Origin of the sequence: Hahella sp. HNIBRBA332 (genome assembly GCF_030719035.1) — a bacterium.
GTDB lineage: Bacteria > Pseudomonadota > Gammaproteobacteria > Pseudomonadales > Oleiphilaceae > Hahella.
The window spans coordinates 393,416-415,346 of the sequence record NZ_CP132203.1 but is presented as its reverse complement, the minus strand read 5'-3'; the positions used below and the strand labels follow the sequence as shown (position 1 = coordinate 415,346).

Here is a 21,931-nt window from a genome sequence, read left to right as displayed (position 1 = left end):
ACTCCGCCGCTGCGCCTTATGACAGGCGCTCAGCCTGCGGAAGCCGCGGGCTCCGTTTCATCCGAGTCCGTCACCAACTGACTCTTCCTGAACGTCGGCCGACCGTATACTTTGCTGGACTTGGCGTAGCGTCCAAGCATGCTGGGTATGTCCAGTATCAGCGCAATGCGCCCGTCACCCGTGATGGTGGCGCCGGCCATTCCCGGCGTGCCGTGCAGCATTTTACCCAAGGGTTTGATGACCACTTCTTCCTGACCGACCAGTTGATCGACCACAAAGCCCACGCGCTTGGTGCCGACGGAAACAATCACCACATGACCGTTCTCTTCGGTGGGCTCAAATTGCGCGCCCTTCACCAGCCAGCGTTTGATGTGGAACAGCGGAAACACATTCTCGCGCACCACGATACACTCCTGCCCATCGACAATATTGGTCTGGGTCAGGTCAAGGTGGAATATTTCCACCACGCTCACCAATGGGAAAGCGAATGCCTGATCCCCCAGCATCACCATCAAGGTCGGCATGATGGCGAGGGTCAACGGCACTTTGATCACGATACGAGAACCGCGCCCCAATTCCGACTCGATATGGATGGTGCCGTTCAACTGGGTGATCTTGGTTTTGACCACGTCCATCCCGACACCGCGCCCGGACACATCGGATATCTCCGTTTTGGTGGAGAACCCCGGCGCGAATATGAGGTTATAAGCTTCGTTGTCGGTGAGACGCTCGGCGGCGTCCACGTCGTAAATGCCTTTTTCCACCGCTTTTTGACGCAGCACTACCGGATCCATGCCAGCGCCGTCGTCTTCAATGGACAACAGAATATGATCGCCTTCCTGCTCCGCCGCCAGCACCACACGCCCGACCCGCGGCTTGCCTTTTTGCTCGCGCGCCTCAGGGGACTCAATACCGTGGTCGACCGCGTTCCGCACCAAGTGGACCAGTGGGTCGGACAGCGCTTCGACCAGGTTTTTATCTAGGTCTGTGTCTTCCCCACGCAACACCAGATTGACTTCTTTGCGCAGATTGCGGGCCAAGTCCCTCACCACGCGGGGGAAACGGCCAAATACTTTCTTGATGGGCTGCATCCGCGTCTGCATGACCGCAGACTGCAAGTCGCTGGTGACCACGTCCAGATTGGACACGGCTTTACTCATGTTCTCATCGGCGAACTCTTCGCCTAAACGTTTGAGACGGTTACGCACCAGCACCAGTTCGCCGACCATGTTCATGATGTCGTCGAGACGCTTGGTGTCCACCCGCACCGTGGTTTCCGTGGCGATGCTGGCCTGAGCGTCTTTCGCAGCAGCGGCGCTCGCCGCAGGCTGACGTCGCTCCTCGTCCGGCTCCGCGCGGGCTGGCGCAGGCTTGACGACTTTCGGCGGCTCTTTCTTGACTGGCTCCTTTTTGGCGGGCTCTTTTTTCGCAGCCGCCTTTTCCGCCGGTTTTGCGGCGGCAGGCTTGGCGCCCGCAGTAGGACTCGGTCCCTTGCCGGAGCCATGTAGCTCATCCAGCAGTTTTTCGAATTCGTCGTCGGTAATCAGTTCGGAGTCGCCAGAGGCGGCTTCCTCTTTTTTCTCTACTTTCTTTGCAGGCTTTTCAGGCTCGGCTTTCGCCGCAGGCTTGCCTTTCTTCTCCGCGGCAGGGGCTTTCTTCTGCTCAGCCCCGTCGGATACAGCGCCGTCAAACTTGCCTTTGCCGTGCAACTCGTCCAGCAAGGCTTCAAATTCATCATCAGTGATTTCATCACTATCGCCGACGGACACAGCTTCAGCGGCTTCTTCTTGCGGAACCGGAGCGGGTTCAGGGGCGGTCTTGGCGGGTTTGCTTTCCTTGACGCCGCTGAACTTGCCGGGACCATGCAGTTGATCCAGCAGCTTCTCGAACTCGTCTTCGGTGATTTCATCGCCTTCGTCTTTCGACTCAGACGCCTCCGCTTTCTCGCCGCCGTCTTCATCATCCAGGGCGTTGAGCAGGTTCTCGAATTCGTCGTCGGTAATATCGCCTTCCGCCGACGCCACGGGTTCTTCGACTTCCTCAGGGGCTTCTTCTTCGTGCTCTTCAACGGGTTCTTCGGCAGGCTCGTCAGCCTCTTCCGCCACGGAGGCGGATTCGCCGCTGGCCAGTCGCTCCAGGGCGGCCATGAGTTCGGGTGCGGCGGGGGTCAACTCTTCCCTCATTTTCACCTGGGAAAACATTTCGTTGACGGCGTCCAGCGTCTGCAGCACGACATCCATCAATTCAGAGTCGACACTGAGCTGACCGTTGCGCAACAGGTCGAAGACGTTTTCCGCCACATGGCAGCATTCCACCAGGGCGTCCAACTGAAGGAAACCGGCGCCGCCTTTAACGGTGTGGAACCCACGGAAAATGGCGTTCAGCAGATCGCGGTCGTCCGGGTTCTGCTCCAGTTCCACCAACTGCTCTGAGAGCTGTTCAAGAATTTCTCCCGCTTCGACTAGAAAGTCCTGCAGGATTTCTTCGTCCGCTTCAAACCCCATTCATGTGCTCCTCAGAAACCAAGGCTGGAAAGAAGGTCGTCCACGTCGTCCTGGCTGGCGACGACATCTGAGCGTCCTTCGGTCTGGATCTGCGGGCCGTGCCCTTTTGTAATAGACTCTTCTTCGGCCTTCACCTCATGCTGAATGCCTGTTATGCGGTCAACTTTGCCAGCCATGGCGACCAGCTTGACCAGATTCACTTCCACTTCCTTGACCAGACCGGTGACCTTATTGATGACCTGTCCGGTAAGGTCCTGAAAGTCCTGGGCCAACAGTATTTCCGACAGATTGGTGTACACTTTGTCGCTGTTGGCGGCCAGATCCACCAAAAACTTATCAATACGCTTGTACAGCTCGCGGAATTCCGAAGGATCCATTTCCCGCCGCCGCAGTCGACCCCATGCTTCCTTCAGCTCATGGGCCTCCTGCTTCATTTCCACCGCCACGGGCATACTCGCTTCCACCATATCCATGGTTTTGTTGGCGGCTTTGTTGGTCATATCGACCACATAGGAGAGACGATCGGAGGCGTCGGCGATCTTCGACATTTCCTCCTGCTGATTCATCTTCACATTGCCCATGTCGATATTGAAATTGCGTATGGCTTCGTGCAACGAACGGGTCAACTTGCCCACTTCGTGGTACAGCGTACGGTCCCGAGTGTCATTAAGGTCGGAAATTACCCGCAACGCTTCGCCAAAGTCCCCCTTGCTGACGTGCTCCATCAAGCTCGCCGCCTGCTCGCTCAAGCGCGCCTCGATGTCCTCTTGGGAGGAGGATGGTGGCTGCTGTTCATTGGTCATAGTAATTCCTGCGGTTTTATTATGAGTCGATCCGCTCGAAGATTTTTTCTATCTTTTCCTTCAGCACGGCCGCAGTAAACGGCTTCACCACATACCCGTTAACACCCGCCTGCGCCGCGGCGACAATCTGGTCCCGTTTGGCTTCCGCCGTCACCATGAGCACCGGCAGGTTTTTCAGACTCTCATCGGCGCGAACAGCCTGGAGTAATTCAATTCCCGTCATTCCGGGCATATTCCAGTCAGTGACCAGAAAATCAAACTTCCCGGTTTTTAACATCGGCAGCGCGGTGGACCCGTCATCTGCTTCATCAGTATTGGTGAAGCCCAAATCCCGAAGCAGGTTTTTAATAATCCGCCTCATTGTTGAAAAGTCATCTACAACGAGGATTTTCATGTTCTTGTCCAATGTAACCTCCACAATGGCGACGCTGGAAACCCTTTGATTTCATTACTCTACTGAGTAAGTCTAGCTGGTCGCGCCGTACTATCCAGTTTTTTGATACAAGTTGTTTTAGAAAACATGACCGCAGGATGCTGATTTCGAAAAAACATTAACCTGCGCAGGCAATAGCTTGATTTAGCTGTTTTTCCAGTCTGAGAGACGGGATCGCAGTCGCAAGGTCGCCTGGGAATGAATCTGACTGACCCGGGACTCGCTGACTGAGAGCACCTGGCCTATTTCCTTGAGGTTGAGTTCTTCGTCATAGTAGAGAGACAGCACCAGCTTCTCCCGTTCCGGCAAACCGTCTATCGCGGCGCTCAATTTTTCCAGAAAGGCGTTTTGTTCGATGTCGCTGAGGGGATTGTCGGTGGTTAACGTTTCGTCGTCAGAGCCGCCCTCCCCGTGAAAGCCCAGCTCTTCCAGGCTGAACAGCTTCCCCGAACTGGCGTCGCGCAGGCTGGCGTGGTATTGCTCCAGGGGTATGCCCAGCTCTGCCGCCACTTCCGCATCCGACGCGTCACGACCGGTGCGGGCTTCAATAGTGTGTATCGCTTCCGCGATATTACGGGCGTTACGATGCACGGAACGCGGCACCCAATCGCCCTTACGAATTTCGTCCACCATAGCGCCGCGAATGCGGATGCCCGCATAGGTTTCGAATTTGGCGCCCTTGCCGGCGTCGTATTTCTGCGCGGCTTCCAGCAATCCGATCATGCCCGCCTGAATCAAGTCCTCCACCTGCACGCTGGCGGGCAGACGGGCGATCAGGTGATGCGCGATGCGCTTGACCAGAGGCGCGTATTGCCTGACCAGAGTGTCGGCGCGCTCCGCCCGCGTCTCGCTATACATCATATAAGTATTCGCCAATGACATGAATTTGCGCGCAAGGTCTGCAATAAACCGGATGATTTCAACAAAAACGTTCTCATGGGTGTTTGAGGATATGTCCGGCGCAAACGTCACGCCTCATTGCAAGCACCCGGTATATAGCCGCCGGGCGAGCCCTCGCATTCCGTCCGGCGCGCGCCTAACTGTGCACCAGACGCTCCACAAAGAATTCCAGATTGCCTCTCGGCGCCGTCGGCAACGGCCAGTTGTCCACCTTCTGCGCCAGTTGGCGGAACGCCAGCGACGCTTTGGCGCGCGGGTAGGCTTCGTACACAGGACGCTGCCGTTGCACCGCTTTGCGTACGGCTTCGTCAAATGGAATGCTTCCTACATATTGTAGCGCAACTTCCAAAAAGCGTTCGGTGACCTTGGATAATTTACCGAACAAATGCCGCCCTTCCTGCTCGGAGCGAACCATGTTGGCGAGCACCCGGAAGCGGTACATATCGTGGTTCTTGTTGAGCAGCTTGATGACGGCATAGGCGTCGGTAATGGAGGTAGGCTCGTCGCACACCACCACCAGGGCTTCCTGCGCCGCGCGCACGAAGGAGAGCACTTGTTCGGAGATCCCCGCCGCCGTGTCGATGACCAGTACGTCCAGATCGTCGCTGATGTCGCTAAAGGCGTTAATCAAGCCCGCGTGTTCAAGAGGAGACAGATGAGTAAGATGCTGGGTGCCGGATGAGGCCGGGACGATCTTTATTCCGCCCGGGCCTTCGATCATGACTTCCCGCAGGGTGCAATCCCCCGCCAGCACATCCCCGATATTGCGCGAGGCGGTGACGCCGAGCAACACATCAATATTCGCCAGTCCGAGGTCCGCATCCAGCAGCACCACGCGACGTCCCAAATCCGCTAACGCGAGGGACAGATTTATGGAAACATTGCTCTTGCCGACACCCCCCTTTCCTCCGGTGACTGCAATAACTTGAACCGGATGTACTTTACTCATACCGGTAGATATCTCCTGTTATTAGACGGCGCGGCGTTGGCCCCGCACTCAATAGTTTAGACTACCAGTTCCGCAGCGAAGCGACTGGTATTATTAGTTTGTTCGGCCTCTCGCCGGGTCCGCCGCCACAATGCGTCCGCGCGCGCCACCAGCGCATGCGCTTTCGCCGGATGAATGTCATCGGGTATTTTCTGTCCGTCGGTGACATAGGCGACCGGAAGCCGGTTCAGGATGGCCATGCTCAACACTTCACCCAGACTGAACGCTTCATCCAGTTTGGTCATGATACAGCCGGAAAGCCCCAACATCTTATAGTAATGATAGGTGGATTTCATGACCTGCGGTTGGTTAACTGCCGACAATACAAGATAATTTCTGATGCGGTGACGAGCCACTTTCAAGTCTTTCTGCTGACGCTCCCAATTTGGATCCTGAGGCGTCAATCCAGCAGTATCCACCAGCACCAGGCGTTTGTTGGCGAGCCGGTCAAGCAGATCGTCCAGACTGTTCTCCTCATCCACCACATACACTGGCACGTTCAGCAAGCGCCCAAAGGACTGCAATTGCTGCTGACTGGCCACCCGGAAACGGTCGGTAGTGATCAGCGCCAGTTTTTCGGCGCCGTAGTGAACCACGAAACGCGCCGCCAGTTTGGCGAGGGTGGTGGTTTTGCCGGAGCCGGTCGGTCCCAGCAACGCACAGACTCCACGCTGGTGAATCAGTTCTTCATTTTCCGCCTTTAAACCATGGGCCAGACGCGCCATCAGGTTGCGCCATTGCTCCTGCGCGCCTTTGCGCGGATCCGCTTTGGCGATGAGCGCGCTTTGCAGCTCACGGAAGACGCCCATTTCCTGCATGCGTTCGACCAGCTCGCGATGACCGGGATTCTCTTCCGGGCGCGCGGCGGCGGGCTGGCGCATGATGCTTTTGAGCTGCATGATCTCTTCACGCATTTCCGCCAGCATGCGCGAAGTGTCGGTTTCTCCGGCGCCGATTTGCCGGGTCGCGGTCGCCGACGGTTCCACAGCGGCAAAAGCCGGCGCTGGCTCAGCTTTGGGTCTGGCGTTGCTTTTCAGCGTTTCCAGGCGGTCGCGCACCCGCGACATTTCATCCTCCAGGCGACGATGGCGATCCGCGGTTTCCCGCGCCACCGCAGAGGGCGTCGGCCGAGAGCCTTCCTGCTCAGGCATGCTGCTGCGCTGATCGTCCTCGTTATAATCCAGCGCGCAAATCACCTCCACGCCATCCCCCGTCTTACTGGTGGACAGAATGACGGCGTCCGCGCCGAGGTCTTCACGAATATCCTTCAAGGCCTGTTGCATTGACGCTGCAAAAAAACGTTTCACTTTCATAATGTTAGCCTCCCGGCTCCACGAGCCCGCACGGGATTACCCACTGATTGTCGCCACGATGGTGATTTGTTTGTTGTCTGGCACTTCCTGATAAGCCAGGACATGCATGCGCTCCACGCTGAGTTTGATGAACCGCGCCAGAACCGGGCGCAGGCTGTTGGACACCAGCAAGACCGCCGCTTTACCGAGCATTTCCTGTCGCTGCGCCGCTTCCGCCAGTGAGCGTTGCAGTTTCTCCATCATGCTCGGTTCCAAAATCAGACCGATGTCATCCATGCCGCCGGCCTGTTGTGCTTGTTGCATGGATTTAAGCAGTAATTGTTCCAACCCTGGGTCCAGAGTGATGACAGGCAGCTCAGGCTCCGCCCCCACTATGTTCTGGACGATCAGGCGACGCAGAGAAGCCCTTACCGCCGCCGTCAAAATACCGGCGTCCTGGGTCTTCGGCGTATAGTTGACGATGGCCTCCGCAATGCTGCGCATATCCCGCACCGGCACATCTTCCTGCAACAGATTCTGCAACACCTTCAACAAGGTGCTGAGCGAGACGGTGTTGGGAACCAGCTCTTCCGCCAGTTTCGCCGCTTTCTTGCCCAGTTGCTCCAGCCACTGCTGCACTTCTTCATGGCCAATCAGCTCGTAAGCATGACGGCTGAGCACCTGATTCAGGTGCGTCGCCACCACCGTGCTGGAGTCCACCACGGTGTAACCCAGCGTCTGCGCCTGTTCTTTTTGAGAAGGGTCAATCCACACCGCCTCCAGACCGAAGGCCGGATCTTTGGTCTGAATGCCGTCCAGCTTGCCGAAGACCTGGCCGGGATTGATGGCCATTTCCCGGTCTGGATGAATTTCCGCTTCCGCGATGGTGACGCCCATCAAAGTGATGCGATAAAAGTTCGGCATTAAATCCAGGTTGTCGCGGATATGCACGGAGGGCATGAGAAAGCCCAGTTCCTGAGACAGCTTTTTACGTACGCCCTTAATGCGGGCCAACAACTGTCCGCCTTGCGACTTATCCACCAGCGGGATCAGCCGGTAGCCCACTTCCAGACCCACGATATCCACGCTGGCCACGTCATCCCAGCCCAACTCTTTGGTTTCCGGCCCACGCACAGCCGGCGCGCTTTCGCCGGGGGCCAGCGCGGGCCCGCCACCGGGTTGCTGGGGCGCGCCAGGACGTCTAGGGCCAGGCGTCACGCCTTCGTCCACCACTTCCGACTGTTGCTGGCGCTTCCGCATAAAGTAGGCTGCTGCGCCGATAATCGCCGCCAGTCCCAAAAACGCCATATGGGGCATGCCTGGAATCGCGCCCATGATAAACAGGATCACCGCCACAATAGCCAGCGCCCGGGGGGAGCCAAACATCTGGTTGATGACCTGGCTCGACATATCCTGTTGAGTACTGACGCGGGTGACCATGATGGCCGCCGCAGTGCTGAGCAGCAGTGAGGGTATCTGCGCCACCAGACCGTCACCGATCGTCAGCAGCGCATATTTTTGTACGGCGTCGTTGAACTCCAGATCGTGTTGCATGATGCCGATGGAGAGGCCGCCGATCAGGTTGATAGCCAGAATCAGCAGACCTGCGACGGCGTCACCACGAACGAATTTGCTGGCGCCGTCCATGGAGCCGTAGAAGTCCGCTTCCTGGGCCACTTCCGCCCTGCGCGATTTGGCCTCTTCCTGGTTAATAATGCCCGCGTTCAGATCCGCGTCAATCGCCATCTGCTTGCCGGGCATAGCGTCCAATGTAAAGCGTGCGCTCACTTCGGAAACGCGCCCGGCGCCTTTGGTGACCACCACGAAGTTGATAATCATCAAAATGGCGAACACCACCAGACCAACGGCATAGTTGCCGCCAATCAGCACTTCGCCGAATGACTGGATAACTTTACCCGCCGCGTCGCCGCCTTCGTGCCCTTCCAGCAGCACCACCCGGGTGGAAGCGACGTTCAGAGCCAGACGCAACAAGGTGGCCACCAGCAGCACTGTCGGGAAAATGGCGAACTCCATGGGACGCATGGCGTACACGCACACCAGCAGAATGACCAGCGACAAGGCGATATTGAAGGTAAAGAAGACGTCGAGCAGGAACGGCGGCACCGGCAACGTCATCATGCCCAGCAACACCATCAGAAGCACCGGGATGCCCAGGTTGCCGTGGGCCAGGCTCTTCAGGTTGTTGATCGCGGCAGCTCGTTCCATAACACTCCAAACGACGAAAGGTTGACGGAATAAACCGTTTCCACAGAGTGTCTGCAGGAAATGTGCCGCCCTATGGAAAAGCGCCGCCGGACAGAGATTAACTCAACTTACAGATCCCGGCGCAGGTGGGAAGGTATCTTGAAGTCAGGCATGCCCTGGGGCTTCTTACCGTAGCCGCTGCGATAACGGCGTAATTGAAAGACATACGCCAGCACCTGGGCTACGGCGAGGTACAGGCCGGAAGGAATTTCATCCCCCACTTCCGAGTGGTGGTAGATGGAGCGGGTCAACGGCGGCGCCGAGACCATCTCAACGTTGTGCGCCTTGGCGATTTCACGGATTTTCATGGCCATATGATCCGCGCCTTTGGCCAGCACAATCGGCGCCGCCATTTTCTTGGCGTCGTATTTCAGCGCTACGGAATAGTGAGTCGGGTTGGTGATAACCACATCCGCCTTGGGCACGTCCTGCAACATGCGACGGCGGCTCATCTCGTATTGCACCTCCCGCACCCGACGCTTCACTTCCGGCTTGCCTTCCGTGTCCTTGTATTCGTCCTTGATCTCTTGCATGGTCATGCGCAGGTTCTTCTGGTGATCGTAGATTTGAAAGGGCACATCCACCAGGGCGATCAAAATCATGGAGCTGGCCAGGAACAGGAAGCTCCACGCCAGCAGCGAGCAGGCATGGGCCATGCTCACCGCCGTATCTTCCGCTCCCATCGCCAGCAGATCAGGAATGGAATGATTGAGAATGATCAGCGCCACCCCGCCCACCACCAGCGTCTTGGCGATGCCTTTGATCAACTCCATCAGAGATTTGAGGGAGAACATTCGCTTAATGCCTTCCAGCGGATTGATGCGACTGAACTTCGGCGCCGCCGCTTTGCCGCTCATCATCCATCCGCCCAACGCGATGGGCCCCAACAAAGACGCCACCAGCAGCACCAGCATGAAAGGCACGAGAGAGATAGCCATATCCAACGCCGACATGCCGAGATGAATCATCGGCTGATGGGCGTCAAATACTTCTTCCCGGGTTAACGTAAAGCTGGCGCGAAACACGCCTTCCAGCGCCTTGGCGATGGTCGCGCCAAACACCAGAAGACCAACCGCGCCCGCCAGCAACACCGCCGTGGTGTTCAGCTCGCGGGAACGGGGGATCTGCCCCTCCTCCCGCGCCTTCTCGATCTTTCGGGGGGTGGGTTCTTCGGTTTTTTCCTGACTGGTGTCGTTTTCAGCCATCGTCCGTCACACTCGTTTTACTTCGGGTTCAGGCATCCTGCGCGATCGTAACCTGTCCTGGGCCAGCGTCGCCTTATCAGGGCGGCGTCGGCTGCAGCATGACCTGCATGAAATCAAAAGTGTTCTCGCTCAACACCGTGAACTGGGGCAGGATGCCGCCAATGCTGATCCAGAACACCACCAGACCAAACAGCACCGTCATCGGAAAGCCGATGGAAAAAATATTCATTTGCGGCGCCGCCCGAGTCATCACGCCAAAGGAAATATTCACGATCAGCAGCGCCGTCACCGCCGGCAAGGCGATCATTAATGCGCTGGCGAACATCCAACTGATGCGCGAGGCCAGATACCACCAGGACCATGCGTCCACCTCCTGCGCCGAGACAGGCAGAAAACGGAAGCTTTCCACCACCGCCTCGAACATCACCAGATGACCGCCCATGGAGAGAAATAACAGGGTCACCAGCATCAGATAAAACTGGCTCAACGCGGTCACGGTGATGCCGTTGGTAGGGTCCACCATGGACGCGAAGCCCAGCCCCATATTCATCGCCACGATTTGTCCGGTCACCACGAATAACTGAAACAGCAGCAGCACGGCGAACCCCATGGCCAGCCCGATCAGCACTTGCTGAATAATGATCGCCACCGAGTTGACGGATAACGGATCTACTTCCGGAACTGGCGGCAACGAGGGAACGATCAGAATCGTCATCAGCAGCGCCAGCGTCAGCCGCACGCGCGCCGGGACAATCTGAGTACCCAGAATCGGCGTGGTCATCATAAAGCTGGAGATGCGAAACAAAGGCCACAGGTGCATACCCACCCAGGCGCCGATCTGTTCATCCGTCCACTCGAACACCGCCCGGCTCCCTATCCGATGACGTCAGGAATGCTGGTGATGAGCATATCGGTGTACTCCATCAACTGGGTCAGCATCCAGGGCCCGGCGATGATGATCACGATCAAGGTCACCAGCAAACGGGGCAAAAAGCTCAAGGTCTGTTCGTTGATCTGCGTCGCAGCCTGAAAAACGCTGACGATCAGACCCACCACCAGACTCGGCGCCACGATCAGCGTCACCAGTGTGACGATCAACCATAAGGCCTCACGAAAAATGTCCAGCACCACTTCCGGCGTCATAAGCGTTCTCCTCGGTTGACCGGGCTAAACCCCGAAACTGGCGGCCAGGGTGCCCATGATCAGAGCCCACCCGTCCACCAGTACGAACAGCATGATTTTGAACGGCAATGAGATAATGATCGGCGACAGCATCATCATCCCCATGGCCATCAGAACGCTGGCCACTACCATGTCGATAATCAGAAAGGGAATAAATATCAGAAAGCCGATCTGGAATGCGGTTTTCAGCTCACTGGTGACGAACGCCGGCATCAGAATCGTGAACGGCACTTCTTCCGGATTGGCGTATTTGTTCTCATCGCCCGCCAATCGAATAAACAAGCCCAGATCGCTCTCGCGGGTCTGACGCAGCATGAACTCGCGGAAGGGTTCGCTGGCTTTGGCCACCGCTTCCTGCGCCGTCAACTTCTCAGCGAGATAGGGCTGCAGCGCCATTTCATTGGCCTGTTTGAAAGTCGGCCCCATGATGAAAAAGGTCAGGAACAGCGCGATGCCCACCAGAATCTGGTTGGAGGGCGCTTGTTGCAGTCCAAGCGCCTGACGCAGTATGGAAAAAACAATGATGATGCGGGTGAAGGACGTCATCATCATCAGGAAAGCGGGGATGAAGGTCAGCGCCGTCATCAGCGCGAGAATTTGCAGGGTGACGGAGTATTCCTGCGTGCCGTCCGGGTTGGTCACCAGCTTGACCGCCGGCAGGATGGCGTCCTGGGCCGACCATGCGACTCCAGGAAGCATCAAAAACAAGATCAGGTAAGTTAACCGCAGGACCCTATTGCGCGCCATTCGCTTCGCCTTTTGCTTCGTTTTCAGTACGACGCAAAAGGCTCTGCAACTTCCGTGCAAACTCGCCGCTATGTGGCGACAGTTCTAGGGGTTCGTCCAATGTGAGCAGGTTGGTGATTTGATGTTGAGTAATGCCGACGATTATTTGACGATCGCCAATCTGTAGCAACGCGATGCGCTCACGGGTTCCTACTGGCAGCACCGCCAGCATTTTCAGATGTTGCTGTTGCTGCGGCGCCAGACCGGTAAAGCGACGCATCATCCAGGCGGCTCCGCCGATCAGCGCCAGCACCAGCACCAGCGCGCCGCCGACTTGCAGCAATTGCCCCGCCTCCACGCCGGCCACCGGTTTCTTGGCGGCGGTTTCCTCCGCCGCCCGCGCCAGGCCCGGCGCCCAGAACCACAGGCTCGCGGTGATGGCGGCGCAAAACGCAGTTAAGTTAAACCCAGTATGTTTCAACCCTACCCCCGCAGCTTCTTGATGCGTTCAGAAGGACTGATGACGTCCGTCAAACGAATGCCAAACTTTTCGTTGACCATCACCACCTCGCCATGGGCGATCAGGGTGCCGTTGACCAGCACGTCCAAAGGCTCCCCAGCCAGACGGTCCAGTTCGATAACCGACCCCTGGTTGAGCTGCAGCAGGTTGCGAATGGCAATCTGGGTGTTGCCGACTTCCATGGAAATGGTGACCGGGATATCCAGAATCACATCCAGATCCGGCGCCCCTGGCGCGCTGGTCGGCAGCGTCTCGTCAAAGGTTTCGAAAGACGCGGTGCGGATATCATCATCAGCGCCTTTTCCTTTGGCTTCCGCACTCTCCGCCTCCGCCATCGCGGCGGCCCATTCATCCTCTCTATCGCCTTCAGCTTCAGTCGCTTCCTGTTCACCCAGCGCAGCAGCCCATTCGTCCGCCAACGCCTCTTCTTCAGACTTCGTATCGTCTAAATCGTTTTCTTTATTGTCGTCGTCTTCAGCCATTGCGCCTCCTTCGTCGGCGTCGCCGCCGACCGCTTAATCTTATCTACAATCTTGAGCGCCAGATTGCCGTTGCACTGCCCTACCTTGGCGATGAAAATCGGCACGCCGTTCGCTGTCACCGTAATGGTTTCCGGCAGTTCGACCGGAATCACGTCTCCGGGCTTCAGCCTCGACAGAGAGCGCAAAGAAATCTTTTGTCTGACCACGGCGGCATTCAGCGGCACCCTGGCTTCCAGGATGTCCTGCTGCAAAGCGCTGATCCAGCGTTCGTCGACATCGTCGACGTCGCTCTGCACGCCAGCGTCGAGCACTTCGCGAATGGGCTCGATCATGGAATACGGCATGGCCACGTGCATGTCTCCGCCGCCGCCGTCCAGTTCAATGTGGAAGGTGCTCACCACCACCACTTCGCTGGGGCTGACGATGTTGGCCATGGCCGGGTTAACTTCCGAATTGACGTATTCGAAGTCCACCTTCATCACCGCATTCCAGGCTTCCTTCATGTCATGGAACACCTGCTCCAGCACCATCTGCACGATTCGAATTTCCGTCGGCGTGAACTCCCGCCCCTCGATCTTGGCGTGACGGCCGTCGCCGCCGAAAAAGTTGTCCACCAGTTTGAACACCAGCTTGGCGTCCAGAATAAACAGTCCGGTACCGCGCAAAGGACGAATCTTCACCAGATTGAGACTGGTGGGCACGTAAAGCGTATGAATATATTCCCCGAACTTCAGAATCTGCACGCCGCCGGAGGCCACGTCAGCATTGCGGCGCAACAGGTTGAAAAGACTGATACGGGTATAGCGGGCGAAGCGTTCGTTGATCATCTCCAGGGTCGGCATGCGGCCGCGGACAATACGGTCCTGGCTGGTCAGGTCGTAACTGCGCACCCCCGCCGCATCGACATCCTCCTCGGTGTCGACGTCGCCATCGTCCACGCCATGTAAGAGCGCATCAATTTCGTCTTGAGATAATAAATCTTGCACAGCCCTACACCTTGACCCAGGGTCTAACAGGAAATGTTATGCATCTAGTTCTATCACCTGAGACGGGCCTATAACAAGCCCCGTCTCCGGGTCTGACAGCGTTTCGGCGTGACGAATCGATACATCGCGCCCGCGGTTACTGCAACACGAAATTGGTGAACAGCACCTGCTCAATTTCTCCATTCACGCCCTGCTCCTTCAGAGCGGTGTTGATTGCTTCCAGCGACTCAGACAACAGCGCGAGACGACCTTCGTCCGTCTGCACGTTTTCGAAATCTTTGCCGCTATACAAGTTTATCAAGCGGTTACGGATGACCGGCATATGCAGCTCCACACCATCCAGCACGCCCTGATTCCGGGTCAACAAACTGATGCTCGCCTGCAAAAACCGCTGCTTGCCTTTGTAATCGAAAGTGACCACCAATGGCGGACGCATGTCGTAATAGATAGCCTCCGCCTTCACCGGCGCAGCCGCTTGATCGCCGCCTTCCGCCGGCGCGCCCTCGTCGGGAGAAGACTTGAGCAGCATCATGGTCACTCCCACACTGGCTCCCACAGCGATCACCAGAACCAGAACGATGATAATGATCAGCTTCTTGCTCAGGCCGCCTGATTTACCGGACTCCTCGCCGCCTTCTCCACTATTGTCTTTCGCCATAACTTATTTTCCACCATCGACAGATAAACAGGTCACTGGGGAAGCCGCCGCCTCCTTGTCGATAAGTGTAGTTCATTCCTTTGATTTTTCAGTGAAAAACCATCAGACGTAATAATCCACCATGCGATCCGTGGCCAAGGCTTGTTCGATTCCCGCCACAGCTGCGCCCTCCTCGTCCCCTTCCCCGCCAAACAGTCCTCCATCGGCGCCCCCGGATTCCTGACCGCTACCCGTTCCCGTTTGTTGCTGCTGACTGGAGACATCAAACTGGGATAACTGCAAGCCTTGCTCCGCAAGCAGTTCCCGTAGCCGATGCGCCGTCCCTTCCGCCATATCGCGGACGATGGCGTGAGGGCTTTGAATCTGCACGTGGGCCTGATCTTTCTGCACATGAATTTTCATTTCGATGGGGCCCAACTCCGGCGGATTCAGATGCACGCTGGCGGATTGAATCTTCTGTCCCACGAACCAGACCACTTTCTGCGCCATCCCCTCGCCCCAGTCGTCTCCCTGCACCGGTTGCTGCAGAGTGGTGACATAGGGCGGCGCGGCCGCATCGACTTTGAATTCCGCACGGATGTTCGCGGCGACTCCGTGCAAGGCGTTGGGTTTGGCCGCGCTCTGCGACTCCGCCAGCTTCAGCAACGCGGCGTCCAGGGTTTCGCCATCCGCGCCAGCCTCCTGCCCACCGCCCTTACTGTTTGCCGTAAGCGCCTGGGTCAGCTTGATCAGTTCGCCGCCCTTTTTCTCTATTGCGTTTTCCTCATCGCCCTCATCGCCCTCAACCGCGTCATGCACCGCCCGCGCCAAAGGCGTCAGCGCGCTTTTTCCGGTAGGATCTGCGTCCTCTTCTTCATCCACTGACAACTCAACCAGAGCCATCGCCTTGATGGATTCTTCATCGTTTTCCGTTACGGCTTGCTCCCCTGACGGCAAATTCACTCCGCTCTGCGATGTGGTCTGGTCCATGTCCGCCAGCGTCGCCTGCATGACAGTCTTCACATCCTCTGACGCTTTATCGTCATCAGGCGCTTTCTTCTCATCGCTGCTTTCCGCTTTGACGTCTTTCTTATCCGCTTTGTCAGTCTTGCCCGCAACTTCGCGATCCAGCACCTCAGAGAAGCGATCATCCTTATCATTCATAGCGTTAGCCTCATCCCTCTGATTGCCTGAAGGCTTCGGAGTCGATTTCGGCGCGACTTTGGGTGTATCAATAAATGCCACTGAGCTGTCCATTTACTGTCCTCAAATCCAAGTTACAACTTACCTGCGAATGCAACAGGTCTCACCGACGCCAACGCGGCAATCGCTGTCGCGAAAGCGGCAAAACCATTGTTTTATGGGATAAATGCACAGATCAGGCCAAGTTACGCCTGACCGGGGCCAAAGCCTGGGAGGGAGATGAAAATAAAGATAAGTTCTTCAGCGAATATGACTGACACATACCGCCGGAAGGGACGATGCGCCGCCCGCTACACCTGATCCCGCAATAAGGACTGCACGACCTCAAATTCCTGCTCAATGGACTCAAACACTTCACGCGCCTTCTCCATTTGCTTGAACTTGCCGATCAACTCTCCTTGACGACACAGTTCGGACAACGCCGGCAAGCCCAGATTAGTGGCGCTGCCTTTGATGCTGTGACAGCCGCGACTGAATGCGTCCGGGTCATTGCTGACCAGCGTCGCACGGATAGCGCGCATACGTTCGACTGTATCTCCGATAAAGGTCTCCACCAATATCTGAAAGTCGTCTTCCATTACTTCCCGCAATTCCGCCAGGGCGCCCATATCAAGGTGAGACAGATCGTTCGAACTCATATTCAAGCTTGCCACTCATAATCCACTTCAACGATATTGCCCTGACCGAAGTACTCCACGCGACTGCACATGGAGAGCAGCAGGGCCGTGCCACGACCACTATAACAGGTCGGACCCGGTAATTTACCGTCGAGCTTCTGATAATCAAAGCCTTTTCCACTGTCTTCCACTCGAATCGTCAACACGCCTCCGGCGACGGCGCCTTTATGGCGAACGTCCACCTTCACGAAATGCCCGTCCAACTGGCGAATGCGCTCCTCGCGCAGGCGATAATATTCTGCAAATCCGTCCGGACTGGCCTTGAGTTTGGAGTGCAGGCCCAACACGCCATGCTCCAACGCATTGGTGTAAAGTTCACTGAGAATGGTGAACATTTCGCCGTTGCGCGTGCGCAATCCGGGTACTTCCATGACGATCTGCAACAGCAACGGCACCGGGTCGAACACAGCCAGGGAGTCGCTGCGCAGTTCATACGCCATACGCCAGTGCTGCGGACCTTTGAGGCCGGTATTGGTGAGATAGTTGTTCTCTATCCCCAATTCCTTCTCCGGCATCATGGTGAGCTCCACCAACGTCAAATCGTCGCTGGGACCGCCCTCTCCCATGAAGTCGACCACAGAGCGGCGGATTTTTTCAAACAGGTTAGTCTCCTGCAGATTATCCTCAAAAACCTGCTGCAGGCGTTTTTCGCCGAACATTTCCCCTTTCGCGTTGGTCGCTTCGACAATGCCGTCCGACCACAAATACACCCGATCGCCGTGCTTCATTTCAAAGCGGTAGGTTCGCGCGTCGAAAGCTTCGCCTTTGAGGATGCCAAGGGGCAAACGGTTGGAAGCGACCTTGATCAACTGATCGCCCTGCACCAGATAACAATCCGGCAAACCGCCGATCCAGATCTCGATTTCTTCCTGCTCGAAGTTCAACTCCGCCATACAGGCGCAGCAGAAAAAACCCACCGGCAGAATTTTGCGCAGTTTCTGATTCACTTCCCGGAGGATATCTCCCAGCGCATACCCTTTGCTGGTCATGCCATAGAAAATCTCCGCCAGCGGCATGGCGCCGATCGCCGCCGGCAGGCCATGGCCAGTGAAATCCCCAAGCAGCACGTGCATGCCGCCAGACGGTTTCTGACAGGCTAACAACACGTCGCCGTTAAAGACCGCCAGAGGCGAAAGCAAATGCTTAATATTGTTGGCGCCGAGGCAACCCACATGGGCCACATTGTCGAACACGGTTTTGGCGACCTGTTGCTCGCGCACCATATGGTCGTTGTGTTCGGCGATCTGGTCCCGTTGCCGCAACAGAGTTTTATGCATGATCCGCATGCGGTTGAAAGCGTTGATCTTGGCTTGCAGGATAATGCGGTTATAGGGTTTTGACAGAAAGTCGTCGCCGCCCGCCTCAAGGCATTTGGCGAGCGATTCTGCGTCACTGAGAGAGGTGAGAAAAATAATGGGAATCAAGTCTTCGCCGGCCAGCAACTTGATTTTCCGCGCCGCCTCAAAGCCATCCATGCGGGGCATTAAGGCGTCCAGAAGGACAATGTCCGGCCGGAACTCGGAGAACTTCTCAATGGCGTCGACGCCATCCACGGCTGTCGCTGTATCATGTCCCTGCTTTTTGACGATATTCTGCAGGATCATGCGATCGGACTGATTGTCGTCGGCGATGAGAATTTTTAGCGTTTTTTGAGACCCGAGAACGGACGAGGCCATTTCTGAGTCCAGGGATTGTTTCATAGCAATACCCGATAGGCGCATAAATGGCGGAAAGTCCGTTTCAGACGCCCGAAGACTGCGGGCGCTTTATTGAATAACAAACAGTTGTTCAAAATTGGAAATCGTCAATATCTTCCTGACATCATTGTTGCAGTTCGTGATGCAGATTTTAGCGTTGTCGCCGCCTGCATAATCCCGCAATAACAACAGCATCCCCAAGGCGGAGCTATCCAGATACGTCGTCTCCGTCATATCGATCTTGTACTGCTCGAACGGTCCCTCAGGGTTTTCGTACGCATCCCTGAATTCCTGGTGGGAACTGAAATCAAATCGCCCTTTAATGCGAATGGTCAGTTCGGCATTATCGTCAGAGCGGCTTGTCGTTATAGACATATTGCCTCCTTCTGTTGGCGCTCCCCTAATCAAACCATCTGGATCGTTTGGATCCATTCTGTGTTCTTTTTATTTGAAATTCAGGATATTACGAATAGTACGCAGTGAATTTCAATACTCATAATCTTACTAATTCATCAATAGCTGATTTTTACTAAATTTCCAGTTTTCATTCCCTTGGCCGCTATTTACCCGCAGCTAAAAACTGACTTTCAGGCACATTTTCCACCTGTTCCAGCTAACTCGCTAAAACCAAAAAACTTTTTCTACCGTAACTTAATGTCTGTTGTGATAGGCGCGTCGTCCGACAGCGTCGTCCAGGTTGCGCTGTTGCTTCTTATCCTCGTAATAGGCTTCCTCTTTTTTGCAACGATCAATAAAGTCCTGCATGTTATTTTTTTTCTGATACGCCGCCCGCCACACTTCCGTTTGTTGCGACAACTGCTGTTTCAACAGCAATAACTGCTGTTGCTGCTGCTCAATAGCCGAGCCCAGCCTGCTGATGAAGACATGATAGGTTTGGATATGACGCACTGAGCGTACGCCGTTTTGAGTACCCCTTAATTCATCCTGATAATCACGCTGATAGGCGACCAGTTGCTCCAGCTTAGCTTCCGCCTGCTCCACTCTGCGTCGGATATCGCCCATTTTCTTGCGTTCGTTCTCTTCGTCCCGCTCCGCCAGATCAAGCACCAGCGACAACCTTTGCGACTTCTTTTTCTCCGCCACGTTAAAGCACCTGAACTAATGTGGAGTAAACCCTATGGTTTCGCCGGGGCTCTGGGCGCGGCGCCTTGCGCCGGAGCCGGGGTGAACAATTGGTTCAACCCTTGTGCGCTATCATTCAGCGTAGCGCGTTCCCGCAGACTTTGCTGTAAAAATTTGCGCATGTGGGGAAATCTTTCAATCGCGTAATCGGTTTCCTTGTCAGAGCCGGGCGCGTATGCGCCGACGCTGATCAGGTCGCGCGTCTGCTGGTAGCGGGCGTATAGCTGCTTGAAGCGCTGCGCCCTTTGCAAATAGTCCGGCGTCGTTACCTGAGGCATGACCCGGCTGATGGAAGCCTCGATATCAATGGCGGGATAATGCCCCTCCTCGGCCAGACGTCGGTTCAGTACGATATGCCCGTCCAGAATCGCGCGGGCGGCGTCGGCGATGGGATCTTGTTGGTCGTCGCCTTCCGTCAGCACCGTGTAGAAAGCAGTGATGGAGCCGCCGCCGGGCTTGCCGTTGCCCGCGCGCTCCACCAGTTGCGGCAATTTTGCGAATACCGAAGGGGGATAGCCTTTGGTGGCGGGAGGTTCGCCCACCGCCAGGGCGATTTCCCGCTGCGCCTGGGCGTAACGCGTCAGGCTGTCCATCAGCAACAGCACGTTCTTGCCCAAGTCGCGAAAATATTCGGCGATGCGTGTAGTCAGAACCGCCGCGCGCAGTCGCATCAGCGGAGAATCGTCAGCGGGAGAGGCCACCACTACGGCGCGGCGCAAGCCTTCTTCGCCCAGAATATCTTCAATGAATTCCTTCACTTCGCGGCCACGCTCCCCCACCAGGCCGACCACAATAATGTCCGCCGTAGTGAAACGGGTCATCATGCCAAGCAGCATACTCTTGCCCACGCCGCTGCCTGCGAACAGTCCCAGGCGCTGGCCGATGCCCACCGTCAGCAATGAGTTAATAGCGCGGATGCCGACATCAAGTTTTCCCCGGATAGGCGCGCGGTGCAATGGGTTAATCGGCGCGCCGAACAACTCAACGTGATGCTCCGCCTGTAAAGGACCGCGACCGTCCAATGGCTCACCAGCGCCGTCCAGTACTCGCCCCAACAAACAGGCGCCGACACCAATGCGTCCCACACCCGTCATCGGCTTTACTTTGGCGCCAGGTTGCAGGCCTTCCACCGCCGCCAGAGGCATCAGATAGACCCGTTCATCGGAGAAACCAACCACTTCCGCCTCGACCATGCGACCACCGCGCACTTCGATCAGACAGCGTTCTCCCAAAGTCATCGGACATCCAACCGCCTCCAGGGTGAGCCCCACCACGCGGGTCAGACGACCACTCAACTCAGGACGCGCCTGAGCCGGCACAAAGCGCTCATAGTTGCGTAGCCGCTCAACCAGGCTCATCGTCGCCCTCCGGCGTTTCCTGAGTCTCTGAGGGCGCTTGATTCACTTTGTCCCTCGCGCTGTTCTCGATGTCGGGCTGCTCCACGGGAGGTTCAGGAGCCGGAGGGATTGCTTCCGCGTTTTTCTCCAGCAAGTCCCGATGCAGATCGCTCATTTCTCCCATCTGATCGGTAAAATCTTTGGTTTCCTGCAAGGAGACGCCATCGCTGTGACGGGACAGCATTTGCTGCACCGTGGTCTGGAACCGTTTCTCAACGGTGAAGTCCAGCAAAGTATGACGGGTCTCCACGCGACACCCGCCCTCCATCAGGGCGGCGTCCGCCTGATAACGGGTTCCCCTTTCCGGCAGCAAGTGTTCTTTGGCGAACGCCAGATCCTGTGGATGCAGATAAACAGTAACCAGCTCCTCTGTATTGGGAAGCGCCGCCAGGGCCTCCTGCAGCACGCGTAGAATTTGCGAGCGATCCACTTTCAATTCGCGGAATACCACCGCGCGGGAAATCGCCAGCACCAGATTGAGCAACGCCTCTTCCACCTCATCCTGGTGTTTGCGGATTGGCGCTTCCAGTTCCGCCGTCAGTTCCTCGAAGTGCGTCAAAGCTTTGTCGATGGCCGCGCTCTTGGTTTTTACCGCCTCGCCTTCGCCTGTTTTGCGGCCCTGCTCCAGGCCTTGTTGTTCGCCTTTGCGTTTGCCTTCGGCATGCCCTTGTTCAAAGCCTTTCTGAAAGCCTTCTTCCTTGCCTTGTTCAAGCCCTTCCTGATAAGCGCTCTGTCGGATGCTCTCCAATTCCGCCGCCGTTGGCGGTTTGATCTTGGGCTCTTCCTGCTGCTCCCCCATAACCGGCAGTTCCCAGCGTTCGTAGGCCGTCAGTTTTTCCTTGGGGATGGTTTCGGGTTGGTCTTTCATCGGCAGGCTCTGTTAGTGTGGCG

The 21,931-nt window shown here is 56.5% G+C and carries 22 protein-coding genes; all 22 read right to left on the bottom strand.

Translation table 11 applies throughout. The annotated features are described in order from the left end of the window. Positions 1-29: 29 nt before the first annotated feature. The 22 genes from O5O45_RS02075 to O5O45_RS01970 all read right to left on the bottom strand — a co-directional run bounded on the left by O5O45_RS02075 (position 30) and on the right by O5O45_RS01970 (position 21,908). On the bottom strand, positions 30-2,504 hold the full coding sequence (locus O5O45_RS02075; protein WP_305903640.1) for a chemotaxis protein CheA: 2,475 nt from the start codon (positions 2,502-2,504) through the stop codon (positions 30-32). Positions 2,505-2,515: 11 nt separating this feature from the next. Continuing rightward, entirely contained in the window at positions 2,516-3,307 is a 792-nt protein-coding gene (locus O5O45_RS02070; protein WP_305903639.1) for a protein phosphatase CheZ, read from the bottom strand. 19 nt (positions 3,308-3,326) lie between these two features. After that, entirely contained in the window at positions 3,327-3,701 is a 375-nt protein-coding gene (cheY, locus tag O5O45_RS02065) for a chemotaxis response regulator CheY (RefSeq protein ID WP_459077238.1), read from the bottom strand. A gap of 183 nt (positions 3,702-3,884) precedes the next feature. Further along, a complete protein-coding gene (locus O5O45_RS02060) occupies positions 3,885-4,598 on the bottom strand; it encodes an RNA polymerase sigma factor FliA (RefSeq protein WP_459077243.1) in 714 nt (237 codons plus the stop codon). Between the two features lie 178 nt (positions 4,599-4,776). Further along, positions 4,777-5,589, bottom strand: coding sequence for a MinD/ParA family protein (locus O5O45_RS02055; RefSeq protein WP_305903637.1), 813 nt, complete (start codon positions 5,587-5,589; stop codon positions 4,777-4,779). Between the two features lie 56 nt (positions 5,590-5,645). Next, positions 5,646-6,941: a flagellar biosynthesis protein FlhF gene (gene flhF / locus O5O45_RS02050; RefSeq protein ID WP_305903636.1), complete on the bottom strand. Its 1,296-nt coding sequence runs from the start codon at positions 6,939-6,941 to the stop codon at positions 5,646-5,648. A gap of 36 nt (positions 6,942-6,977) precedes the next feature. Beyond that, the gene (gene flhA / locus O5O45_RS02045) at positions 6,978-9,146 is read right to left on the bottom strand and encodes a flagellar biosynthesis protein FlhA (protein ID WP_305903635.1); all 2,169 of its coding nucleotides are present in this window, start codon (positions 9,144-9,146) and stop codon (positions 6,978-6,980) included. Between the two features lie 107 nt (positions 9,147-9,253). After that, the gene (gene flhB, locus O5O45_RS02040) at positions 9,254-10,390 is read right to left on the bottom strand and encodes a flagellar biosynthesis protein FlhB (RefSeq protein ID WP_305903634.1); all 1,137 of its coding nucleotides are present in this window, start codon (positions 10,388-10,390) and stop codon (positions 9,254-9,256) included. 76 nt (positions 10,391-10,466) lie between these two features. Then, a complete protein-coding gene (fliR, locus tag O5O45_RS02035) occupies positions 10,467-11,252 on the bottom strand; it encodes a flagellar biosynthetic protein FliR (protein ID WP_305903633.1) in 786 nt (261 codons plus the stop codon). A gap of 11 nt (positions 11,253-11,263) precedes the next feature. After that, positions 11,264-11,533 (bottom strand): flagellar biosynthesis protein FliQ, encoded by a 270-nt coding sequence (gene fliQ / locus O5O45_RS02030; RefSeq protein ID WP_216734948.1) that lies wholly within the window; start codon positions 11,531-11,533, stop codon positions 11,264-11,266. Between the two features lie 24 nt (positions 11,534-11,557). Then, entirely contained in the window at positions 11,558-12,319 is a 762-nt protein-coding gene (gene fliP / locus O5O45_RS02025; protein WP_279503219.1) for a flagellar type III secretion system pore protein FliP, read from the bottom strand. Beyond that, positions 12,306-12,779 (bottom strand): flagellar biosynthetic protein FliO, encoded by a 474-nt coding sequence (gene fliO, locus O5O45_RS02020; RefSeq protein ID WP_305903632.1) that lies wholly within the window; start codon positions 12,777-12,779, stop codon positions 12,306-12,308. Before fliO ends, fliP begins: the two co-directional genes overlap by 14 nt. Positions 12,780-12,781: 2 nt before the next feature. Continuing rightward, positions 12,782-13,300 (bottom strand): flagellar motor switch protein FliN, encoded by a 519-nt coding sequence (gene fliN / locus O5O45_RS02015; protein ID WP_305903631.1) that lies wholly within the window; start codon positions 13,298-13,300, stop codon positions 12,782-12,784. Then, complete coding sequence (gene fliM / locus O5O45_RS02010) at positions 13,264-14,286, bottom strand: flagellar motor switch protein FliM (protein ID WP_011398924.1); 1,023 nt, start codon at positions 14,284-14,286, stop codon at positions 13,264-13,266. The genes fliN and fliM overlap by 37 nt, the downstream gene beginning before the upstream one ends. 136 nt (positions 14,287-14,422) lie before the next feature. After that, a complete protein-coding gene (locus O5O45_RS02005; RefSeq protein WP_305903630.1) occupies positions 14,423-14,944 on the bottom strand; it encodes a flagellar basal body-associated FliL family protein in 522 nt (173 codons plus the stop codon). A 102-nt stretch (positions 14,945-15,046) separates the two neighbouring features. Beyond that, positions 15,047-16,087, bottom strand: coding sequence for a flagellar hook-length control protein FliK (locus tag O5O45_RS02000; RefSeq protein WP_305903629.1), 1,041 nt, complete (start codon positions 16,085-16,087; stop codon positions 15,047-15,049). Between the two features lie 329 nt (positions 16,088-16,416). Then, positions 16,417-16,764, bottom strand: a complete 348-nt coding sequence (locus O5O45_RS01995; protein WP_305903628.1) for an Hpt domain-containing protein — start codon at positions 16,762-16,764, stop codon at positions 16,417-16,419. A gap of 2 nt (positions 16,765-16,766) precedes the next feature. Next, positions 16,767-18,503, bottom strand: a complete 1,737-nt coding sequence (locus tag O5O45_RS01990) for an ATP-binding SpoIIE family protein phosphatase (protein WP_305903627.1) — start codon at positions 18,501-18,503, stop codon at positions 16,767-16,769. A 66-nt stretch (positions 18,504-18,569) separates the two neighbouring features. Beyond that, complete coding sequence (locus O5O45_RS01985) at positions 18,570-18,875, bottom strand: STAS domain-containing protein (RefSeq protein ID WP_011398930.1); 306 nt, start codon at positions 18,873-18,875, stop codon at positions 18,570-18,572. Positions 18,876-19,151: 276 nt separating this feature from the next. Next, entirely contained in the window at positions 19,152-19,604 is a 453-nt protein-coding gene (fliJ, locus tag O5O45_RS01980; RefSeq protein ID WP_305903626.1) for a flagellar export protein FliJ, read from the bottom strand. Between the two features lie 32 nt (positions 19,605-19,636). Next, on the bottom strand, positions 19,637-21,001 hold the full coding sequence (gene fliI, locus O5O45_RS01975; protein ID WP_305903625.1) for a flagellar protein export ATPase FliI: 1,365 nt from the start codon (positions 20,999-21,001) through the stop codon (positions 19,637-19,639). Beyond that, a complete protein-coding gene (locus O5O45_RS01970) occupies positions 20,988-21,908 on the bottom strand; it encodes a flagellar assembly protein FliH (RefSeq protein ID WP_305903624.1) in 921 nt (306 codons plus the stop codon). The genes fliI and O5O45_RS01970 overlap by 14 nt, the downstream gene beginning before the upstream one ends. Positions 21,909-21,931 lie beyond the last annotated feature (23 nt).

Excerpts from the sequence above, each read along its gene's own strand:
- O5O45_RS02075 (WP_305903640.1), bottom strand. The coding sequence starts at position 2,504 with ATGGGGTTTGAAGCGGACGAAGAAATCCTGCAGGACTTTCTAGTCGAA.
- O5O45_RS02070 (WP_305903639.1), bottom strand. The coding sequence starts at position 3,307 with ATGACCAATGAACAGCAGCCACCATCCTCCTCCCAAGAGGACATCGAG.
- cheY (WP_459077238.1), bottom strand. The coding sequence starts at position 3,701 with ATGAAAATCCTCGTTGTAGATGACTTTTCAACAATGAGGCGGATTATT.
- O5O45_RS02060 (WP_459077243.1), bottom strand. The coding sequence starts at position 4,598 with ATGTATAGCGAGACGCGGGCGGAGCGCGCCGACACTCTGGTCAGGCAA.
- O5O45_RS02055 (WP_305903637.1), bottom strand. The coding sequence starts at position 5,589 with ATGAGTAAAGTACATCCGGTTCAAGTTATTGCAGTCACCGGAGGAAAG.
- flhF (WP_305903636.1), bottom strand. The coding sequence starts at position 6,941 with ATGAAAGTGAAACGTTTTTTTGCAGCGTCAATGCAACAGGCCTTGAAG.
- flhA (WP_305903635.1), bottom strand. The coding sequence starts at position 9,146 with ATGGAACGAGCTGCCGCGATCAACAACCTGAAGAGCCTGGCCCACGGC.
- flhB (WP_305903634.1), bottom strand. The coding sequence starts at position 10,390 with ATGGCTGAAAACGACACCAGTCAGGAAAAAACCGAAGAACCCACCCCC.
- fliQ (WP_216734948.1), bottom strand. The coding sequence starts at position 11,533 with ATGACGCCGGAAGTGGTGCTGGACATTTTTCGTGAGGCCTTATGGTTG.
- fliP (WP_279503219.1), bottom strand. The coding sequence starts at position 12,319 with ATGGCGCGCAATAGGGTCCTGCGGTTAACTTACCTGATCTTGTTTTTG.
- fliN (WP_305903631.1), bottom strand. The coding sequence starts at position 13,300 with ATGGCTGAAGACGACGACAATAAAGAAAACGATTTAGACGATACGAAG.
- O5O45_RS02005 (WP_305903630.1), bottom strand. The coding sequence starts at position 14,944 with ATGGCGAAAGACAATAGTGGAGAAGGCGGCGAGGAGTCCGGTAAATCA.
- O5O45_RS02000 (WP_305903629.1), bottom strand. The coding sequence starts at position 16,087 with ATGAATGATAAGGATGATCGCTTCTCTGAGGTGCTGGATCGCGAAGTT.
- O5O45_RS01995 (WP_305903628.1), bottom strand. The coding sequence starts at position 16,764 with ATGAGTTCGAACGATCTGTCTCACCTTGATATGGGCGCCCTGGCGGAA.
- O5O45_RS01990 (WP_305903627.1), bottom strand. The coding sequence starts at position 18,503 with ATGAAACAATCCCTGGACTCAGAAATGGCCTCGTCCGTTCTCGGGTCT.
- O5O45_RS01985 (WP_011398930.1), bottom strand. The coding sequence starts at position 18,875 with ATGTCTATAACGACAAGCCGCTCTGACGATAATGCCGAACTGACCATT.
- fliI (WP_305903625.1), bottom strand. The coding sequence starts at position 21,001 with ATGAGCCTGGTTGAGCGGCTACGCAACTATGAGCGCTTTGTGCCGGCT.
- O5O45_RS01970 (WP_305903624.1), bottom strand. The coding sequence starts at position 21,908 with ATGAAAGACCAACCCGAAACCATCCCCAAGGAAAAACTGACGGCCTAC.